Source organism: Bradyrhizobium canariense (assembly GCF_019402665.1).
Classification (GTDB): domain Bacteria; phylum Pseudomonadota; class Alphaproteobacteria; order Rhizobiales; family Xanthobacteraceae; genus Bradyrhizobium; species Bradyrhizobium canariense.
The window spans coordinates 143928-160206 of sequence record NZ_VSST01000020.1 but is presented as its reverse complement, the minus strand read 5'-3'; the positions used below and the strand labels follow the sequence as shown (position 1 = coordinate 160206).

Annotated in this window: 18 protein-coding genes; 5 read left to right on the top strand and 13 right to left on the bottom strand. The window is 65.7% G+C overall.

Features of this window, described 5'->3' with window-relative positions; all coding sequences use genetic code 11:
- Window positions 1-23 precede the first annotated feature (23 nt).
- From trmD to ffh, 4 genes are all read right to left on the bottom strand, one after another.
- Window positions 24-779, bottom strand: coding sequence for a tRNA (guanosine(37)-N1)-methyltransferase TrmD (trmD, locus tag FXB41_RS11470; protein WP_219681827.1), 756 nt, complete (start codon window positions 777-779; stop codon window positions 24-26).
- A 117-nt stretch (window positions 780-896) separates the two neighbouring features.
- Window positions 897-1475 carry a ribosome maturation factor RimM gene (gene rimM, locus FXB41_RS11465; RefSeq protein ID WP_219681826.1) on the bottom strand — a complete coding sequence of 193 codons (579 nt, stop codon included), beginning with the start codon at window positions 1473-1475 and terminating at the stop codon, window positions 897-899.
- 9 nt (window positions 1476-1484) lie between these two features.
- Window positions 1485-1817 carry a 30S ribosomal protein S16 gene (rpsP, locus tag FXB41_RS11460; protein ID WP_007598827.1) on the bottom strand — a complete coding sequence of 111 codons (333 nt, stop codon included), beginning with the start codon at window positions 1815-1817 and terminating at the stop codon, window positions 1485-1487.
- A gap of 86 nt (window positions 1818-1903) precedes the next feature.
- Complete coding sequence (ffh, locus tag FXB41_RS11455) at window positions 1904-3451, bottom strand: signal recognition particle protein (protein ID WP_219681825.1); 1548 nt, start codon at window positions 3449-3451, stop codon at window positions 1904-1906.
- A gap of 331 nt (window positions 3452-3782) precedes the next feature.
- Between ffh and FXB41_RS11450 the strand changes: the two genes are divergently transcribed.
- Window positions 3783-4847 carry an MBL fold metallo-hydrolase gene (locus tag FXB41_RS11450; RefSeq protein ID WP_083869893.1) on the top strand — a complete coding sequence of 355 codons (1065 nt, stop codon included), beginning with the start codon at window positions 3783-3785 and terminating at the stop codon, window positions 4845-4847.
- A 197-nt stretch (window positions 4848-5044) separates the two neighbouring features.
- Here the strand turns inward: FXB41_RS11450 and FXB41_RS11445 are convergent, their stop codons facing one another.
- Both FXB41_RS11445 and FXB41_RS11440 read right to left on the bottom strand, forming a co-directional pair.
- Window positions 5045-5761 (bottom strand): SIMPL domain-containing protein, encoded by a 717-nt coding sequence (locus FXB41_RS11445; RefSeq protein WP_219681824.1) that lies wholly within the window; start codon window positions 5759-5761, stop codon window positions 5045-5047.
- A 5-nt stretch (window positions 5762-5766) separates the two neighbouring features.
- Window positions 5767-6534 (bottom strand): GyrI-like domain-containing protein, encoded by a 768-nt coding sequence (locus FXB41_RS11440; protein ID WP_219681823.1) that lies wholly within the window; start codon window positions 6532-6534, stop codon window positions 5767-5769.
- 220 nt (window positions 6535-6754) lie between these two features.
- Here FXB41_RS11440 and dapF point away from each other — a divergent pair, with 220 nt between their 5' ends.
- A complete protein-coding gene (dapF, locus tag FXB41_RS11435) occupies window positions 6755-7630 on the top strand; it encodes a diaminopimelate epimerase (protein ID WP_219681822.1) in 876 nt (291 codons plus the stop codon).
- Complete coding sequence (gene mtaB / locus FXB41_RS11430; protein ID WP_219681821.1) at window positions 7630-8883, top strand: tRNA (N(6)-L-threonylcarbamoyladenosine(37)-C(2))-methylthiotransferase MtaB; 1254 nt, start codon at window positions 7630-7632, stop codon at window positions 8881-8883. Before dapF ends, mtaB begins: the two co-directional genes overlap by 1 nt.
- 184 nt (window positions 8884-9067) lie before the next feature.
- Here the strand turns inward: mtaB and FXB41_RS11425 are convergent, their stop codons facing one another.
- Window positions 9068-10177, bottom strand: coding sequence for a DUF2336 domain-containing protein (locus FXB41_RS11425; RefSeq protein WP_219681820.1), 1110 nt, complete (start codon window positions 10175-10177; stop codon window positions 9068-9070).
- Between the two features lie 220 nt (window positions 10178-10397).
- Complete coding sequence (locus FXB41_RS11420; RefSeq protein ID WP_007598835.1) at window positions 10398-11099, bottom strand: RluA family pseudouridine synthase; 702 nt, start codon at window positions 11097-11099, stop codon at window positions 10398-10400.
- 60 nt (window positions 11100-11159) lie between these two features.
- Here FXB41_RS11420 and ftsY point away from each other — a divergent pair, with 60 nt between their 5' ends.
- Window positions 11160-12107, top strand: coding sequence for a signal recognition particle-docking protein FtsY (ftsY, locus tag FXB41_RS11415; RefSeq protein ID WP_219681819.1), 948 nt, complete (start codon window positions 11160-11162; stop codon window positions 12105-12107).
- Window positions 12108-12110: 3 nt separating this feature from the next.
- Window positions 12111-12713, top strand: coding sequence for a septation protein A (locus tag FXB41_RS11410; RefSeq protein WP_219681818.1), 603 nt, complete (start codon window positions 12111-12113; stop codon window positions 12711-12713).
- Between the two features lie 103 nt (window positions 12714-12816).
- Here FXB41_RS11410 and FXB41_RS11405 read toward each other — a convergent pair whose 3' ends face one another.
- The 5 genes from FXB41_RS11405 to ccmA form a co-directional block, all read right to left on the bottom strand.
- A complete protein-coding gene (locus FXB41_RS11405) occupies window positions 12817-13401 on the bottom strand; it encodes a DsbE family thiol:disulfide interchange protein (protein WP_219681817.1) in 585 nt (194 codons plus the stop codon).
- Window positions 13402-13425: 24 nt separating this feature from the next.
- The gene (gene ccmD, locus FXB41_RS11400) at window positions 13426-13611 is read right to left on the bottom strand and encodes a heme exporter protein CcmD (protein WP_007598841.1); all 186 of its coding nucleotides are present in this window, start codon (window positions 13609-13611) and stop codon (window positions 13426-13428) included.
- On the bottom strand, window positions 13608-14396 hold the full coding sequence (locus FXB41_RS11395) for a heme ABC transporter permease (RefSeq protein ID WP_219681816.1): 789 nt from the start codon (window positions 14394-14396) through the stop codon (window positions 13608-13610). The genes ccmD and FXB41_RS11395 overlap by 4 nt, the downstream gene beginning before the upstream one ends.
- A gap of 91 nt (window positions 14397-14487) precedes the next feature.
- Window positions 14488-15156, bottom strand: coding sequence for a heme exporter protein CcmB (gene ccmB / locus FXB41_RS11390; protein ID WP_106945554.1), 669 nt, complete (start codon window positions 15154-15156; stop codon window positions 14488-14490).
- 280 nt (window positions 15157-15436) lie between these two features.
- Window positions 15437-16039, bottom strand: a complete 603-nt coding sequence (gene ccmA, locus FXB41_RS11385) for a heme ABC exporter ATP-binding protein CcmA (RefSeq protein ID WP_007598847.1) — start codon at window positions 16037-16039, stop codon at window positions 15437-15439.
- Window positions 16040-16279 lie beyond the last annotated feature (240 nt).

The window sequence follows — 16279 nt, the reverse complement described above, 5'->3', positions numbered from 1 at the left end:
TATAAGGCAAGCCGGAGCGTTTGTCACCCGTCTGTCTTGTTTTTTGGCGTTTTTTGGCGTCCTGCCCGATTCGGGACTTTGCTCGGGATCCGGGCCCACAAATCCGGTCGCCGGGCCGCCGTCAGGGCCTCGGATTCCGCCCGCCGCCAGCTGGCGACCTTGGCATGGTCACCGGAGGTCAGGATATCAGGGATCGGTGCCCCCTCGAACAGCTGCGGCCGGGTGTATTGGGGGTATTCGAGCAGGCCGTCGGAGAAGCTTTCCTCGGTTCCCGAGGCTTCCTTGCCCATCACGCCCGGCAGCAGCCGAACACAGGCGTCGATCAGGGCCAGGGCCGCGATTTCACCGCCGGAGAGGACGTAATCCCCGATCGAGACCTCCTCCAGGCCTCGCCCGTCGATCACGCGCTGGTCCACCCCCTCGAACCGCCCGCAGACGATCAGGGGACCCGGACCCTTGGCCAGCTCCGTGACCCGGGCCTGGGTCAATGGCCGACCCCTCGGACTCATCAGCAGTTTCGGCCGGTCCGGGCCGATCCCGGCGGCATCGATGGCCGCCGCCAAAACATCGGCCCGAAGCACCATGCCCGGTCCGCCGCCGGCCGGGGTATCATCGACGCTGCGGTGGCGGTCGGTGGCCGAGGCCCGGATGTCCCGTGCCTCCAGCTCCCAGAGCCCGCCAGCCAGCGCCCGGCCGGCCAGGCTCACGCCGAGCGGCCCCGGAAACATCTCCGGAAACAGCGTCAGCACCGTCGCGCGCCAGGGTGAGGAGGTGGTCATCGGATCTCAGTTATTGTCGTCCCGGACAAGCGGAGCGCAGATCCGGAACCCATAACCACCGCACTTCGTTTGGCGACGGCTGGAGCGATCAGTTTAGCTAAAAATTCTGGCCTGTGGTTATGGGTCCCGGCCCCCCGTGCGCAAGTTGCGCACTAGGCCGGGACGACCCGGGGAGGAATCCTCGTCCGTGTCCTCTGCCTCGATCTCCTGCGGCAGCGCGATCACGACGCGGCCGCCTGTGAGATCGACCTCCGGCACCACCGCGTCCGTGAACGGCAGCAGCATCGTGGTCCCCGTGGGCGGAGCGATCTCGATGATGTCACCGGCGCCGAAATTGTGGATCGCGAGCACGCGGCCGAGCGCATCGCCGGCCGTGGTGACGGCGGCGAGCCCGATCAGATCTGTGTGGTAATATTCGCCCTCGTCGGTCGCGGGCAGCTTTTCGCGCGCGACGTAGAGCTCGATGCCGTTGAGGCGCTCGGCCTCATCGCGGGTCGTGACGCCCTTGAACGTCGCAACCAGATGATCCTTGGCCGCGCGCGCCGTTGCGACCTCGAACTGGCGCTTGCCATCCTTGGACGAGAGCAGGCCGTAGCTCCGCACGGCAAATGGATCCTCGGTAAAGGTCCACAGTTTGACCGCGCCGCGCACACCATGCGCGGCGCCGATCCGCGCGACGCAGACCAGCGCCGGCATGATCTGGCCTTAACCCTTCGCGGCGGCTTCGGCCTGCGCCTTGCGCTCCTTGCGCGGCACGGCCTTCTCGGGATTGTTGCGCACTTCGCGCTTCTTGACGCCGGCGGCGTCGAGGAAGCGGGACACGCGGTCCGACGGCTGCGCGCCCTTGGCGAGCCAGGCCTTCACCTTGTCCATGTCGAGCTTCAGACGGGTCTCGTTGTCCTTCGGCAGCAGCGGGTTGAAATAGCCGAGACGCTCGATGAAGCGACCGTCGCGGGGAAAGCGCGAATCGGCGACGACGACGTGATAGACGGGGCGCTTCTTGGTGCCTGCACGAGCGAGACGGATAACGACGGACATCTAAGTTCTCCTTCAAAGTACGTTTTGTTAGGTTGATTGGTATTCCGCGTTGCGCGAGACCGTTGCGATCTCCCGCGACGAATTCCTCATTTCTTCTTGCCCGGGAAACCGCCGAGGCCCGGCAGCATCGGCTTGCCGCTCAGCCCGGTGAGACCCGGAACGTTCGGCAGACCCTGGCGCAGCCCGGGCGGCAAATCCTTCGGCAGGCTGGGCAGACCCTGTCCGCCGCCACCCTGCATCTTCTCCTGCAGCGCCTTCATCTCTTCCGGCGAAGGCGGCTTCATGCCGCCGCCAAACCCCATGGCCTGCGCGATGCCGGCGAGCGGACCGCGCTTGCCGGAACCCATGGCCTTCATCATGTCGGCCATGTTCCGGTGCATCTTGAGCAGCTTGTTGACCTGCTCGACGCTCTGGCCGGAACCTGCGGCGATGCGCTTCTTGCGGCTGGCCTTGAGCAGATCGGGATGACGGCGCTCTTCGCGCGTCATGGAATCGATCACCGCGACCTGACGCTTCAAGATCTTGTCGTCGATGCCGGCGGCTGCGATCTGGTTCTTCATCTTGGCGATGCCGGGCATCATGCCCATCAGCCCGCTGATGCCGCCCATGTTCGCCATCTGCGACAGCTGCTCGCGCATGTCGTTGAGGTCGAACTGACCCTTGCGCATCCGCTCGGCGGTGCGCGCAGCCTTTTCCGCGTCGATATTGGCCGCAGCGCGTTCGACCAGCGACACCACGTCGCCCATGCCGAGGATGCGGCCGGCGATACGGTCGGGATGGAAATCCTCCAGCGCGTCGGTCTTTTCACCGGTGCCGAGCAGCTTGATCGGCTTGCCGGTCACCGCGCGCATCGACAACGCGGCGCCGCCGCGGCCGTCGCCATCGACTCGTGTCAGCACGATGCCGGTGAGGCCGACGCGCTCGTCGAAGGCGCGGGCGAGGTTGACGGCGTCCTGGCCGGTGAGGCTGTCCGCCACCAGCAGCACTTCATGCGGATTGGCGGCGGCTTTGATGGCTGCTGCTTCCGCCATCATCTCTTCGTCGAGCGTGGTGCGGCCGGCGGTGTCGAGCAGCACGACGTCGTAGCCGCCGAGCTTGCCGGCCTCGAGCGCGCGCTTCGCAATCTGCGCCGGCTGCTGGCCGGCAACGATCGGCAGTGTCGGAATGTCGAGATCGCGGCCCAGTACGGCCAGCTGCTCCATCGCCGCGGGACGGTAGATGTCGAGCGAGGCCATCAGCACCTTGCGCTTGTCGCGCTGGACCATGCGACGGGCGAGCTTTGCGGTGGTGGTGGTCTTGCCGGAGCCTTGCAGGCCGACCATCATGATCGGCACCGGCGGCACGGAATTGATGTCGATGGTCTGGCTTTCGGCGCCGAGCGTATTGATCAGCTCGTCATGGACGATCTTGACCACCATCTGGCCGGGCGTCACCGACTTGACGACGGTGGCGCCGATCGCCTGCTCGCGGACCCGCTCGGTGAAGCTGCGCACCACCTCTAACGCAACGTCGGCTTCCAGCAGCGCGCGGCGCACCTCGCGCATCGCGGCATCGACGTCCTTTTCGGTCAGCGCACCGCGCCCCGTCAGACGATCGAGAATGCCGCCAAGCCGTTCCGACAGATTGTCGAACAATGCCGTTGTCCCTTTTCCACCTCCCCCGCAAGCGCGGAGAAGGGAGCAGAAAATCCAAACACCTTTACGCCCGAGGGCGCACAGCGCTGTCGGGCGTTGGCCTCTGGCCTCTGGGGCCAGTGGGCGGGTCGAAAAGAAAGCCTTTCCGAGAAAGTGCCGGGGTTAAACGCCGCTCCCGCCCGAAAGTCAAGGAAAGTTAGGACGCCGGGACGCCTTCGGGAGGGCAAGGCCTTGAAAATATGACATTTTCGGCATTGGGTTCCCTTTTCCGCAGACCCCGCCCATATAGCGGTGATGTCCTGCCGCTCCGACCATCCCTGAAGCCAGATCCGTGCCGATCACCCGCCGCCGCCTTTTCGGACTGCTCGCCGGGGCCAGCGCATTGGTCGGTGTGCCCTCCCTTTGGATGTCCCGCATGAAAACCTATGACGGCCCGGTCTCCGACCATTTCGACGGACTGACCTTCTTCGATCCGGACGGCGCGCCGCCACGATCGCTTCGTGAGGTCCTGCGCTGGCAGTTCGGCGGCAAGCGGCAGCGCGCGACCTGGCCGGATTGGGCGCCGAGCCCCCATGCCGATACCCCGCCGGCGCGCGTCGAGGGCGACAAGGTGCGGCTCTCCTTCGTCGGCCACGCCAGCTGGCTGATCCAGACCGGCGGCCTCAACATTCTCGTCGATCCGGTCTGGTCCTCGCGGGTCTCGCCCGTCAGCTTTGCCGGGCCGAAGCGGCACAACGATCCCGGCATTGCCTTCGACAAGCTGCCGAAAATCGATGCCGTGCTGGTCTCGCACGGCCATTACGATCATCTCGACATGGCGACGTTGTCGCGGCTCGCCAAGAATTTCGCCCCGCGTGTGGTGACCCCGCTCGGCAACGACGTCACGATGCGCAGCACCGATGCGACGATCAAGGTGGAAGCGTTCGACTGGCACGATCGCGTCGAGCTCGGCGGCGGCATCGCCGTGACGCTGGTGCCGACCCGGCACTGGTCGGCGCGCGGCATGTTCGATCGCAACAAGGCGCTGTGGGCGAGTTTCGTGCTGGAGACGCCTGCGGGGAAAATCTACGTCGTCTGCGATTCCGGCTATGGCGATGGCGGGCATTTCCGCCGCGTCGCCGACAAGCATGGGCCGTTACGCCTGGCGATCCTCCCGATCGGCGCCTACGAGCCGCGTTGGTTCATGCGCGACCAGCACATGAACCCGGAAGACGCGGTGAAGGCGCTGGCGGATTGCGGCGCGCAGAAAGCACTCGGGCATCACCACGGCACGTTTCAGCTGACCGATGAAGCAATCGATGCGCCGGCGAAGGCCTTGGTCGAGGCGCTCGACGCCGCGAAGGTTCCGCAGGAGCGGTTCGTGGCGATGAAGCCCGGGCAGGTGGTGGAGATCTGACTCCATCAAGCAAACAACCCGTCGTCCTGGACAAGCGAGCGGAGCGAGCGCTGATCCAGGACCCATTACCACAGGGAGTAGTTTGACGAACGGTCGGGGTTAGCTGCTTCGCGCTATAACCACGCCCTGGGGTAATGGGTCCTGGCTTTCGCCAGGACGACGCCTGAAATTGGCGCCGCAGCGTGCCTCTTGCGGCCTCACTGCCCCTGCTTGATCGCCCAGCTCACATTCACCGTCACCGCCAGCGTTTCCTCGCCGGGCGCAACGGCCGCGCCGCCTGCGGCCATCGGCGCTGCGGCCATGCGTCCCTTGAACAGCGGCATCGGAGCGCCGCCTTCGGACACACTCAGCGGCGCGCCGAGCGTGACGCCAGTGGCCTTGGCGTAGATCTCCGCTTTGCGGCGGGCGTCTGCGACAGCCTTCTCGCGGGCATCGTCGAGCAGTCTTGAGGCCTGCGTCACCTCGAAAGAGATGTTGCCGATATCGTTGGCGCCGGCGCCGACCAGTGTGTCGATGATGGCGGCGACCTTGGTCACGTCGCGGATCTTCACGGTGACGCGGTTTGAGGCGCGGAAGCCGACTACGGGCGAGGCGCCGGTGGATTTGTTCTGGCCGTATTGCGGCTGCAGCGACAGCCGCGAGGTCTGGTAATCCTTCTCGTCAATGCCTGCGCCCTTCAGCGCCAGCAGCACCTTGCCCATCGCGGCGTTGTTGGCGTCGGAGGCTTCCTTCGCAGACTTGGCGTCGTTGGCGACGCCGGCGTCGATCTGCGCCAGATCAGGCGCGGCGGAGATCGTGGCTTCGCCGCTCACCGAAATCGCGGACGGAAAATCGTCGGCGAGCGCGGGCATTACCAGCAGCGCGGCGGCAAAGGACGTAACAAGGGACGTCAAAAGGATGGCTGGCTTTTTCATCGGTCTCATTTCAGCGGCACGAAAACATTGATCACGAGCTTGTCCTCGGCCGTCTTCAGGGGATCGGTGAGGTACTCCTCGATGAAAGTGTCCTTGGCTTCCAGCTTCTTGTCGTCGAGGTGATTGGTGATCGCCTCGTAGGTGTTGTCCATGTTGTCGTAGGAGCCGCGATGGACGAATTTCAGCGCCTTGCCCTCCGGCGATTTGCCGATGCTCATGTCCTTCGGCAGGTTCTTCGGGTCCTGCTCGACCGGGATCTCGGCAAGGAAGGTGAATCCGGTATCGTCGGTCGAGGTGTAGACGATCATCGAATTGCCGGCGGGTTTGATACCCTGCTTGTCCAGCAGCGTGTTCAGCGCCTTGAAGGCGTCGATCAGCGTGTCGAAGGCCGAGTCCCAATTGGCGGTGCCTTTGACCATCACGACCTTCCTGGACTCGAGCGTCGCCTCCTGGCCAAAGGGATCAGCCGTCTGCACGGGAGCCGGCGTCGCGGCCGCAGCGGGCGGCGGGGCGGCGGGGCTCGGTGAGGCGCTGGCTGCGGGCGAGGACGACGTTGCAGGCGACATTGAAGGGCTCGGCGAGGCGCTGGCCGCCGGCGTGGCCACGGGTGCAGCGCTCGCGGCCGGGGAGGGCGAAGCTGACGGGGCCGGCGATGGGCTCGCTGATGCGGCCGGCGCCGGGCTCGGCGTCTGGGCCAGCGTGGCCGACAGACCAAACGACAAGGCTGCTGCCGGGATCAGCGCGGCCAAAGCGAGACGACGAAACCTGAACATTTTTATTCTCCCCAATAGCTTATCCGCCAAGGCCTTACATCCCCGAAGCCTTAACCCGGCCGCATGTCCCGGATCGCGCGAATTGCGCCGTTCTAACACGCGAGCGCCGAATTCGTCCCATGACAGATGCGTCATGGCAGCGTCCTGGCTCTCGGCGGCAAATCACTGGCCAAGAGGGCCAAGGATCGCCATATAAGGCAGGCGAAATTCGGGAATTTTCATGAGCGCGCTGGCCAACCACGCATTTGCCAAGATGAACGGCATCGGCAACGAGATCGTCGTTGTCGACATGCGCGATTCCACCTCAAAGGTCACCCCGGACGATGCCCGCGCGGTGGCATCGGCGCGAGGCGGCGTGCCCTTTGATCAGCTCATGGTGCTGCAGAAGCCGCGCTTCGACGGCACCGAAGCTTTCATCAGCATCTACAACAGTGACGGCTCCGAGGCAGGCGCCTGCGGCAACGGCATGCGCTGCGTGGTGCGCCGCATCTTCGAGAAGACCGGCCAGACCAATGCAACGTTCGAGACGGCCGCGGGCCTGCTCAACGCCTGGCAGGGTCCGGCGCCGGATCTTTATACGGTGGACATGGGCGCGCCGAAGTTCGGCTGGCAGGACATTCCGCTCGACCAGGAATTCCGCGACACCCGCTACATCGAGCTGCAGATCGGCCCGATCGACAATCCGATCCTGCATTCGCCCTCGGTGGTCAGCATGGGCAATCCGCATGCGATCTTCTGGGTCGATGACGTCAACGCCTACGATCTCGAGCGTTTCGGTCCGCTGCTGGAGAACCATCCGATCTTCCCGGAGCGCGCCAACATCACGCTAGCCCATATCGTCGATCCCCAGCACATCACGATCCGCACCTGGGAGCGCGGCGCCGGCCTGACCAGGGCCTGCGGCTCGGCGGCATGTGCCACGGCGGTTGCGGCGGCGCGGCTGAAGCGCGCCGAGCGCAATGTCGAGATCACGCTGCCCGGCGGCAAGCTCGGGATCGAATGGCGCGAGCGCGACGATCACGTGCTGATGACGGGCACGGCGACCTTCGAATATGAAGGCAGTTTCGATCCGGCGCTGTTCGCGCCGGTCGGCTAATGACCGTCGACGTCGTCACCTTCGGCTGCCGCCTCAATGCTTTCGAGGCCGAGGTGATCCGCCGCGAGGCCGAGGGCGCGGGGCTCTCCGACACCATCGTCATCAACAGCTGCGCCGTCACCAACGAGGCGGTGGCGCAGGCGAGGCAGTCGATCCGCAAATTGAAGCGCGAGCGGCCGGGAGCACGCATCGTCGTCACCGGTTGCGCGGCGCAGACGCAAAGCGGCATGTTTGCCGGGATGGCCGAAGTCGACCGCGTCGTCGGCAATGACGACAAGATGCGATCGTCCGCATGGCGCGAGGCGCGTGCGGCGTTCGATCTCGGTGCCAGCGAAAAAATCGCCGTCAGCGACATCATGGCGGTGAAAGAGATGGCGCCGCATCTCATCGACGGCTTTGCGAGCGGGCTGCCGCGCGTGTTCGTGCAGGTGCAAAACGGCTGCGACCATCGCTGCACCTTTTGCATCATTCCGTTCGGGCGCGGCAATTCGCGCTCTGTGCCGATGGGCGCGGTGGTCGATCAGGTCCGGGCATTGGTCGCGCGCGGCCATGCCGAGATCGTTCTGACCGGCGTCGATCTCACCAGTTACGGCACTGACCTGCCGGGCACGCCGCAACTCGGCATGCTGACGAAGCAGATCTTGCGGCATGTGCCGGAGCTGAGGCGCCTGCGCATCTCCTCGATCGATTCGATCGAGGCGGACAGCGATCTGTTGGATGCCATCGCCGAGGATTCGCGGCTGATGCCGCATCTGCACCTGTCGCTGCAGTCCGGCGACGACATGATCTTGAAGCGCATGAAGCGGCGACATACGCGCGGCGACGCCATCGCGTTCTGCGATCAGGTCCGTCGCCTGCGCCCGGATATCGCGCTGGGTGCCGACATCATTGCGGGCTTTCCGACCGAGACCGAGGAGATGTTCTCGCGCTCGCTCGATCTGGTCGAGGAATGCGGCCTGACCTTCCTCCACGTCTTCCCCTATTCGCCGCGTCCCGGCACACCGGCCGCGCGGATGCCACAGGTTGCGGGCGGCGCAGTCAAGGAGCGTGCGAAGCGGCTGCGTGCGGCGGGCGAAGTGGCATTGCGCCACCGGCTGCAAGCCGAGATCGGCGCCACGCGTGAGGTGCTGATCGAGAGCGACGGTCAGGGACGCACGGAGCATTATCTGCCGGTGGCGATTGCGGGCGAGCGTATCGGCAGCATCGTGCCGCTGCGGATCGCCGGTCGTGATGGCGCGCGGCTGACGGTGTAGCTCTCGAGACGCTGAACTTGCTCCGCCGTCGTCCTGGCGAAAGCCAGGCCCCATTACCCCAGGGAGAAGTTGTCGCACGCGACGGCCAACTAGCAGTCTTCGCCAAACTGAATTCGGTGGTTATGGGTCCTGGCTTCCGCCAGGACGACGGCGGAATATTTGGCGCGCAGCGTCTCTAACGCGCCTACAACGCCCGCACCTGCCAGAACCGCAGCGTCCGCCGCGCATTCTCCGGGGTCATGCGCGCGTAGTTGCTTTGAGCCCTTGCGATATCGGCGGGCTTCATCGCGCCGCTCGCAAAGCGGCTTTCGAGCACGGCGGCGGTGGTTTCCCAGGTGAGCTGCGCCGCCTTGCATGGCACCAGCAGGCCGTCCTCGCGCAGGCTTTGCATCAGCGGGCGAATCACTTCGACGGTCGATCCCGACAATGCGGCCAATGCGGCCACCGCCTCTTCGTAGCGCCGCTGCGTGGCGAAGCCGAGCAGCGTCGCTTCGCTGAGCTGGCCGGCCGCCTTGAGGCCCGCGACGGCGCGCTTGGCACCTTCGAAATCGCGGACCCCCGACATCTCGCGCTCGACACCGACGGTGACGGCGGCGATCGCGGTCTGGATCTCCTCGAACAGATGCGGCGGCGCGCGCGACAACAGACGGGTCCGCACGGCATCGCTCGCCGAGCGCAGCAATTGACGGCGCAGGTCTGACGGCAGATCGACGCGGACGCCGACGCTGACCGCGAGCTCGGGATCGGCCTCGGCTTGTCCGACGATGACAGCAAATCCGTTTCCGGACACGCGCGCGCCGGGATTGGCGGCGAGCCGCCGGCTGACGCTGGGATAGCGCCGCGCCAGCAATGCATCGGTGACGATCTCCTTCAGCCACCAACGTCCGGCGACCGCGAGCAGATGCGGCTCGCCCTTGGATGATGCGATCTGCACCAGCGCGCCATCGTCGAGGCGCGCGGATTCCTGCAGCACGGGACCGGCGATGCGGATTTCGTCATTGTTGGCGAGGCGGCGAATGACCGATGGCGGCGCCTGCGCGATCGGGGCGAGTTGCGCGCTGATCTCGGCGAGCGCAACGCGTGCGCCCATGTCGGCGATGGCGCGGAGCTCGATGGTGCCGATCAGGCGATCGAGCACGTCGTCGAACAGGGCGATCTGCGCGTCATCGAAACTGCCGGCGGAGGACAGGAACAGGTCGGTGACGCGGCGGGCTGTTGCCAGGCCCTTTTCCGCCGAGCCAGTCCGAAGCGCGGACTCGACCTCGTCGATGATCGATAATTCGGCCGTGGACATGACGCGCAGCTCGTCCTGAGCAGATTGACGGAAGCTTGTTCTAAGCAACCGCTATCATTAGCGACGAGCACTGAACGTTTCGTAAACCAAGGAGCGATGACCCTCATCCTGAGAAGCCCGCAAAGCGGGCGTCTCGAAGGATGGCCACGGGCGAGATGCGGGCCTTTCATGGTTCGATACGGCCGCTACGCGGCCTCCTCACCATGAGGGACTGACGGGATTATTCTCCGTTCCACCCGCAGGCCCGGAGCCGCTCGTGCATGTGGGGTGGGGCCGGCGCCACCACGCGGACCGGCTCCTTGTTCCGAGAGATCGGCACCACGATCTCGCGGGAATGCAGGTGTAGCTTCGGCTCGCCGAAGCGCGGGCCGTTGCCGTAAATGTTATCGCCGAAGATCGGCCAGCCGGTCGCCGACGAATGCACCCGCAATTGATGGGTCCGTCCGGTCACCGGTTCCATGGCGAGCCAGGTCAGGCCGTCGCCCCGGCCCATTACCTTCCAGTTGGTGATGGCCTTCTGGCCCTCGGGATCGGGCTTCTGCCACCAGCCGCGCTCGGCATTGAGCCGGCCGAGGGGCATGTCGATGGTGCCTTCGTCCTCAGTGGGGCCGCCCTCCACGATGGTCCAGTAGGTCTTGCCGATCTTGCCATGCTTGAACAGCAGGCCGAGCGACGCCGTCGCCTTGCGATGGCGGCCGAGCACGAGGCAACCGGAGGTGTCCTTGTCCAGCCGGTGGGCCAGCACCGGCGGCCGCGGCAGGCCGAAACGAAGCGCGTCGAAGGAGGTTTCCAGATTGGCCCCGCCCTTGGGTCCGCGATGCACCGGCAGGCCGGCCGGCTTGTCGATGACCAGCATCAATCCGTCGCGATGGAGCACGCGGCCTAAGATTTCCTCGGCGGTCAATTCGGGAACATCGAGCAATTGCAGGACTTTCGGTCAAGACTTTCGTTTGCGAGCCGGAACGGCTAACACACCGCCACCATGAACGATACCACCCCCGAGACCCCCAAGCTGAGCTGGTGGCGCCGCCTGTCCGACGGGCTGAAGCGCACCTCGTCCTCGCTCGGGACCGCGGTCGCCGACCTCGTCACCAAGCGCAAGCTCGACCGCGCCATGCTCGACGACATCGAGGACGTGCTGCTGCGCGCCGACCTCGGCACCTCGGTCGCGGTGCGGATCGCGGATGCGGTCGGCACCGGGCGCTACGACAAGGCGATCTCGGCGGACGAGGTCAAGGACGTCGTCGCGACCGAGGTCGAAAAGGTGCTGACGGCGGTGGCGAAGCCGCTCGAGATCGACGCCGGCAAGAAGCCCTTCGTCATCCTCGTGGTCGGCGTCAACGGCTCCGGCAAGACCACGACCATCGGGAAACTCTCGCAAAAATTCGCGTCCGAAGGCCGCAAGGTGATGCTGGCGGCCGGCGACACGTTTCGCGCCGCAGCGATCGAGCAGCTCAAGGTCTGGGGCGAACGCACCAGGACCCCCGTCATATCGGGCGCACAAGGCTCGGATTCGGCGAGCCTCGCCTTCAACGCGCTGACGGCGGCGAAGGAGCAGGCCACCGACGTGCTCCTGATCGACACCGCCGGGCGGCTTCAGAACAAGGCCGAGCTGATGAACGAGCTCGAAAAGGTCGTGCGCGTCATCCGCAAGGTGGACGCGACTGCGCCGCATGCGGTGCTGCTTGTGCTGGACGCCACCGTCGGCCAGAACGCGCTGTCGCAGGTCGAGGCCTTCCATCGCACCGCCGGCGTCACCGGCCTCGTGATGACCAAGCTCGACGGCACCGCCCGCGGCGGCATCCTGGTGGCGCTCGCGGAAAAATTCAAACTGCCGGTGCATTTCATCGGCGTCGGCGAAGGTGTCGACGATCTCGCGCCGTTCACCGCGCGCGATTTCGCCCGCGCCATTGCCGGAATCGAAAGCTGAAGAATGGACAAGACCCAGCCGCATCCGCTGTTCAAGCTCGCGACCGAGCTCGGCCCGCTGCTCGTGTTCTTCTTCGTCAACGCGAAGTTCAATCTGTTCGCCGCGACCGGCGCCTTCATGGTCGCGATCGTCGCGGCGATGATCGCCTCCTATGTCGTGACGCGCCACATCCCGATCATGGCGATCGTGACAGGCGTGATCGTGCTGGTGTTCGGCACGCTGACCCTGGTGCTGCACGACGAGACCTTCATCAAGCTCAAGCCAACCATCATCTACGCCCTGTTTGCCGCGATCCTCGGCGGCGGCCTGTTGTTCGGCCGCTCCTTCATCGCCGTGATGTTCGACCAGATGTTCAATCTGACGCCGCAGGGCTGGCGCATCCTGACGCTGCGCTGGGCGCTGTTCTTCGCCGGCATGGCGGTGCTGAACGAGATCGTCTGGCGCACCCAGAGCACCGACTTCTGGGTCAACTTCAAGGTGTTCGGCGTCACGCCGATCACCATGGTCTTCGCCATCGCCCAGATGCCGCTGACCAAGCGTTATCACCTCGAGCCGGCGTCGCTGGAAGCGAGCGAGGCCGAGGCGGGGGATGTGAGGAAGGGCTGAGCTCTCTCAACTCGTCATTGCGAGCGAAGCGAAGCAATCCAGAATCCCTCCGCGGCGACAGCCTGGATTGCTTCGTCGCAAGGGCTCCTCGCAATGACGGCGGCTATCTCAACGCCTTTTCCATCTGCGGCAACAACACCGTCCGCAAATTCTCCGGCGTGATCGGTCCCACCAGCTTGTAGACGATGGTGCCTTCGCGACCGACGACAAACGTCTCCGGCACGCCATAGACGCCCCATTCGATCGAGGCGCGGCCGTTGGCATCGACGCCGACGCGGCCGAACGGGTTGCCATAGCGCCCCAGGAAGCGCCGCGCATTGTCGGCGGCATCCTTGTAGTTGATGCCGACGAGCTGGAAGCGCTTGTCTTTTGCCAGTTCGGTCAGGAGCGGCGCCTCGTCGTGGCACGGCACGCACCAGGACGCCCAGACATTGACGAGGCTGACCTTGCCCTTGAACGCGGCGGGATCGAGGCCGGGGATCTGCGCGTTGTCAGCCTGCAATCCCTCGAGCGGCGGCAGCATGGTTTGCGGCGCGGGGCGTCCGATCAGCGCGGAAGGGATTCGCGAGGGATCGCCACTGCCGAGCCGGAACCAGAACAACAGCGCCAGGCCGATGAAGGCGATCAGCGGCAGCACCATCAGAAAGGTGCGGCGCTGTGGCGGAGCGGACGTCGATTGCTCGCTCATGATTGCTCGCTCATTCTCGATCTCTCATGGCCGATCCGTCGCGCTACGGCCGGAGCGGCGGGTCACGCCGCTGCGCTCGAGCTCGCGCAGGCGCTGTGTCTGGCTGCGATAATCGAGCACGATCCAGCCGATCAGGATCACGACCACGAGGGCGGCCGCGGCATAGGATGTCACGATGAAGGGCGCGTAGGGACCGAGCGACATGATCATGCAGCCCCGACTTCTTTTGACGTGCTGCCCTCGCGCGAGCCGGTGCCGACTTCTGAAAAGGCCACACGGCTCGCCTGCATCATCTGCAGGGACCGCACGCGCCGGCGCAAAATCTCGTTGCGCATCGCAGCCAGATGCAGCGTGACGAACAGCAGGGTGAACGCGATCGCCATCACCAGCAACGGAATCAAAAACGATCTGTCGAGCGACGAGCCGCCCATCCGCATCACTGACGCCGGCTGGTGCAGCGTGTTCCACCAGTCGACCGAGAACTTGATGATCGGCAGGTTGAGCGCGCCGACCAGCGTCAGCACGGCGGCGGCGCGCGCCGCGCGGGAGGGATCGTCGACCGCGCGCCACAGCGCCATCAGGCCGAGATACATCAGGAACAGGATCAGCACCGAGGTCAGCCGCGCGTCCCATTCCCAATAGGTGCCCCACATCGGCCGGCCCCACAGCGAGCCCGTCAGCAGCGCAAGGAAGGTGAAGCTGGCACCGATCGGAGCAGCCGCCTTGGCGGCGACGTCGGCCAGCGGATGCCGCCACACCAGCGTGCCCAGCGAGGCGATGCTCATCACGCCCCACACGAACATCGACAGCCAGGCATTGGGCACGTGGATGAACATGATCTTCACCGTCGCGCCCTGCTGATAATCGTCGGGCGCGGTGGCGGACTGATAGAGCCCGATCGCGAGCAGGATGATTGTCGCAGCCGCAAGCCACGGCAGCAGCCGCGCCGTCAGCGCGAGGAACCGTGTGGGGTTGGCGAGGTCGATCAGCGTCATGGTATCCTGATAATCACAGGTAAGCGCTCACGCAATCAGCACGAAAGTCCGCAGCGAAAGTTGATCGGGGTCAAGGTCAGTCCAGCCCATCTCAATCCAGCCCATGCTTCAGGCTCGCCGCAGCCGCGAACGGGCCGATCACGAGGCTGACCAGCGACAGCGCGCACAGGATCGAGAACGGCGCGCCGAACGTCATGGGTCCGACGATCGCCGCCTGCGAGGCCGCGACGCCGAAAATCAACACCGGTATCGACAGCGGCAGCACCAGAACCGCCATCAGCAAGCCGCCACGATGCAGCGTCACCGCCAGCGCCGCGCCGATCATGCCGGTGAACGTCAGCGCCGGGGTGCCGGCGAGCAGCGTCAGCGCCACCGCGCCGGTCGCCACCATGTCGAGGTTGAGCAGCAGGCCGAGCACGGGGGTTGCGACGATCAGCGGCAGGCCGGCGGCCAGCCAATGCGCCAGCGCCTTTGCCGCGCAGGCGAGTTCCAGCGGGGTCCGGCTCATCGTGATCAGGTCGAGCGAGCCGTCCTCGTGGTCGGCCATGAACAGCCGGTCCAGGGTGAGCAGGCTCGCCAGCAGCGCCCCCAGCCACAGGATCGCCGGCCCGAGCCGCGACAGCAGTGCCAGATCCGGCCCCACCGCAAACGGCATCAGCACCACCACGGTCAGGAAGAACAGCACGCCAATCAACGCCCCGCCGCCGACGCGGAGCGCAATCCGGATGTCCCGGCGGATCAGGGCAGACAGGGCGGTCATGGGGTGGCTCTTTCCACGGCGAGACGGCCATAAGAGCTCGGCTGGTGCCCAGGGCAAACTGCGCTCCCTCCCCCCTTGTGGGGGAGGGCGGGGGAGAGGGGTGGCCCCGGGAGAGATGCGGATCGTTCGCGCGCGGCCAGCAACAGATAGCCCGTTTTTCCAGCGCTTGATCCGAGAAAGTGTCGCCCGCCGCACCCCCCTCCCTGACCCTCCCCCACAAGGGGGGAGGGAACGGAGAGAGCGGCACCCCGCCGCTCGGAAAACTGAGGGTCCATCGGAATCACACCGCACCCCCGATCCGCAGCTCCCGCGAATCGATCCCGAGGGGGGCGTGGGTGGCGGCGACGATCAGGCCGCCGCGCGCCAAGTGCTCGCGCATCAATCCGGAAAACATGTCCTGGCCCGCGACATCCAGCGCCGTGGTCGGCTCGTCCAAGAGCCAGACCGGCCGGCGGACGGTCAGCAGGCGGGCCAGCGAGAGCCGGCGGCGTTGGCCTGCGGACAGGAAGGCGGCGGGCAGATCGGCGGCATGGTCGAGCCCGACGGTGGCGAGGCTCTCGCCGGCGTCGAAACGCTCGCCGCCCAAGAAATCGGCCCAGAACGTCAGATTCTCCGCCACGCTGAGGGCCGGCTTCAGGGCGTCGCGATGACCGAGATAATGGCATTGCTCCGGCAATGTCAGCTCGGCGTCACCTCCGTGCAGCGCGATCGTGCCGCCCGCCGGAATGAGCAGGCCCGCGATCAGCCGCAGCAGCGAGGTCTTGCCCGATCCGTTGCGGCCGACGACCGCCACGGCTTCGCCGGAGCCGGCCCCGAAATCGAGCCCGGCAAACACCTCGCGGCCGCCCCGCACGCATGTGACCCCATGTCCGGAAAGCTGCATCTCGCCTCGTACCAGCCCGCTCAACGTCAGGCCTCAGGAAAACTTGGGGTAGCGTATGGGAATTTTTGGCTCGCGGATTGCCGCGGCACGTTTGTGGCTGTGGCGGCGCGGTTAGAAAGCTTCTATAAGCCCGGAACTACTTGATGCAGCAACTCAACCTGCCCCTGCAAGCGACTCAGCCTGCCTACGCTGACGGTGTTAAAATACCCTGCCGGGTATAACTAACAATTGGGATTTCCT

Coding starts and splice junctions, on each gene's coding strand:
- rimM (WP_219681826.1), bottom strand. CDS start 1,475: ATGCCGGCGCTGGTCTGCGTCGCGCGGATCGGCGCCGCGCATGGTGTG.
- FXB41_RS11440 (WP_219681823.1), bottom strand. CDS start 6,534: ATGTTCAGGTTTCGTCGTCTCGCTTTGGCCGCGCTGATCCCGGCAGCA.
- FXB41_RS11405 (WP_219681817.1), bottom strand. CDS start 13,401: ATGAGCGAGCAATCGACGTCCGCTCCGCCACAGCGCCGCACCTTTCTG.
- trmD (WP_219681827.1), bottom strand. CDS start 779: ATGACCACCTCCTCACCCTGGCGCGCGACGGTGCTGACGCTGTTTCCG.
- FXB41_RS11445 (WP_219681824.1), bottom strand. CDS start 5,761: ATGAAAAAGCCAGCCATCCTTTTGACGTCCCTTGTTACGTCCTTTGCC.
- rpsP (WP_007598827.1), bottom strand. CDS start 1,817: ATGTCCGTCGTTATCCGTCTCGCTCGTGCAGGCACCAAGAAGCGCCCC.
- ccmB (WP_106945554.1), bottom strand. CDS start 15,156: ATGACCGCCCTGTCTGCCCTGATCCGCCGGGACATCCGGATTGCGCTC.
- ccmD (WP_007598841.1), bottom strand. CDS start 13,611: ATGATCATGTCGCTCGGTCCCTACGCGCCCTTCATCGTGACATCCTAT.
- FXB41_RS11395 (WP_219681816.1), bottom strand. CDS start 14,396: ATGACGCTGATCGACCTCGCCAACCCCACACGGTTCCTCGCGCTGACG.
- ccmA (WP_007598847.1), bottom strand. CDS start 16,039: ATGCAGCTTTCCGGACATGGGGTCACATGCGTGCGGGGCGGCCGCGAG.
- FXB41_RS11410 (WP_219681818.1), top strand. CDS start 12,111: ATGGACAAGACCCAGCCGCATCCGCTGTTCAAGCTCGCGACCGAGCTC.
- ftsY (WP_219681819.1), top strand. CDS start 11,160: ATGAACGATACCACCCCCGAGACCCCCAAGCTGAGCTGGTGGCGCCGC.
- dapF (WP_219681822.1), top strand. CDS start 6,755: ATGAGCGCGCTGGCCAACCACGCATTTGCCAAGATGAACGGCATCGGC.
- mtaB (WP_219681821.1), top strand. CDS start 7,630: ATGACCGTCGACGTCGTCACCTTCGGCTGCCGCCTCAATGCTTTCGAG.
- FXB41_RS11425 (WP_219681820.1), bottom strand. CDS start 10,177: ATGTCCACGGCCGAATTATCGATCATCGACGAGGTCGAGTCCGCGCTT.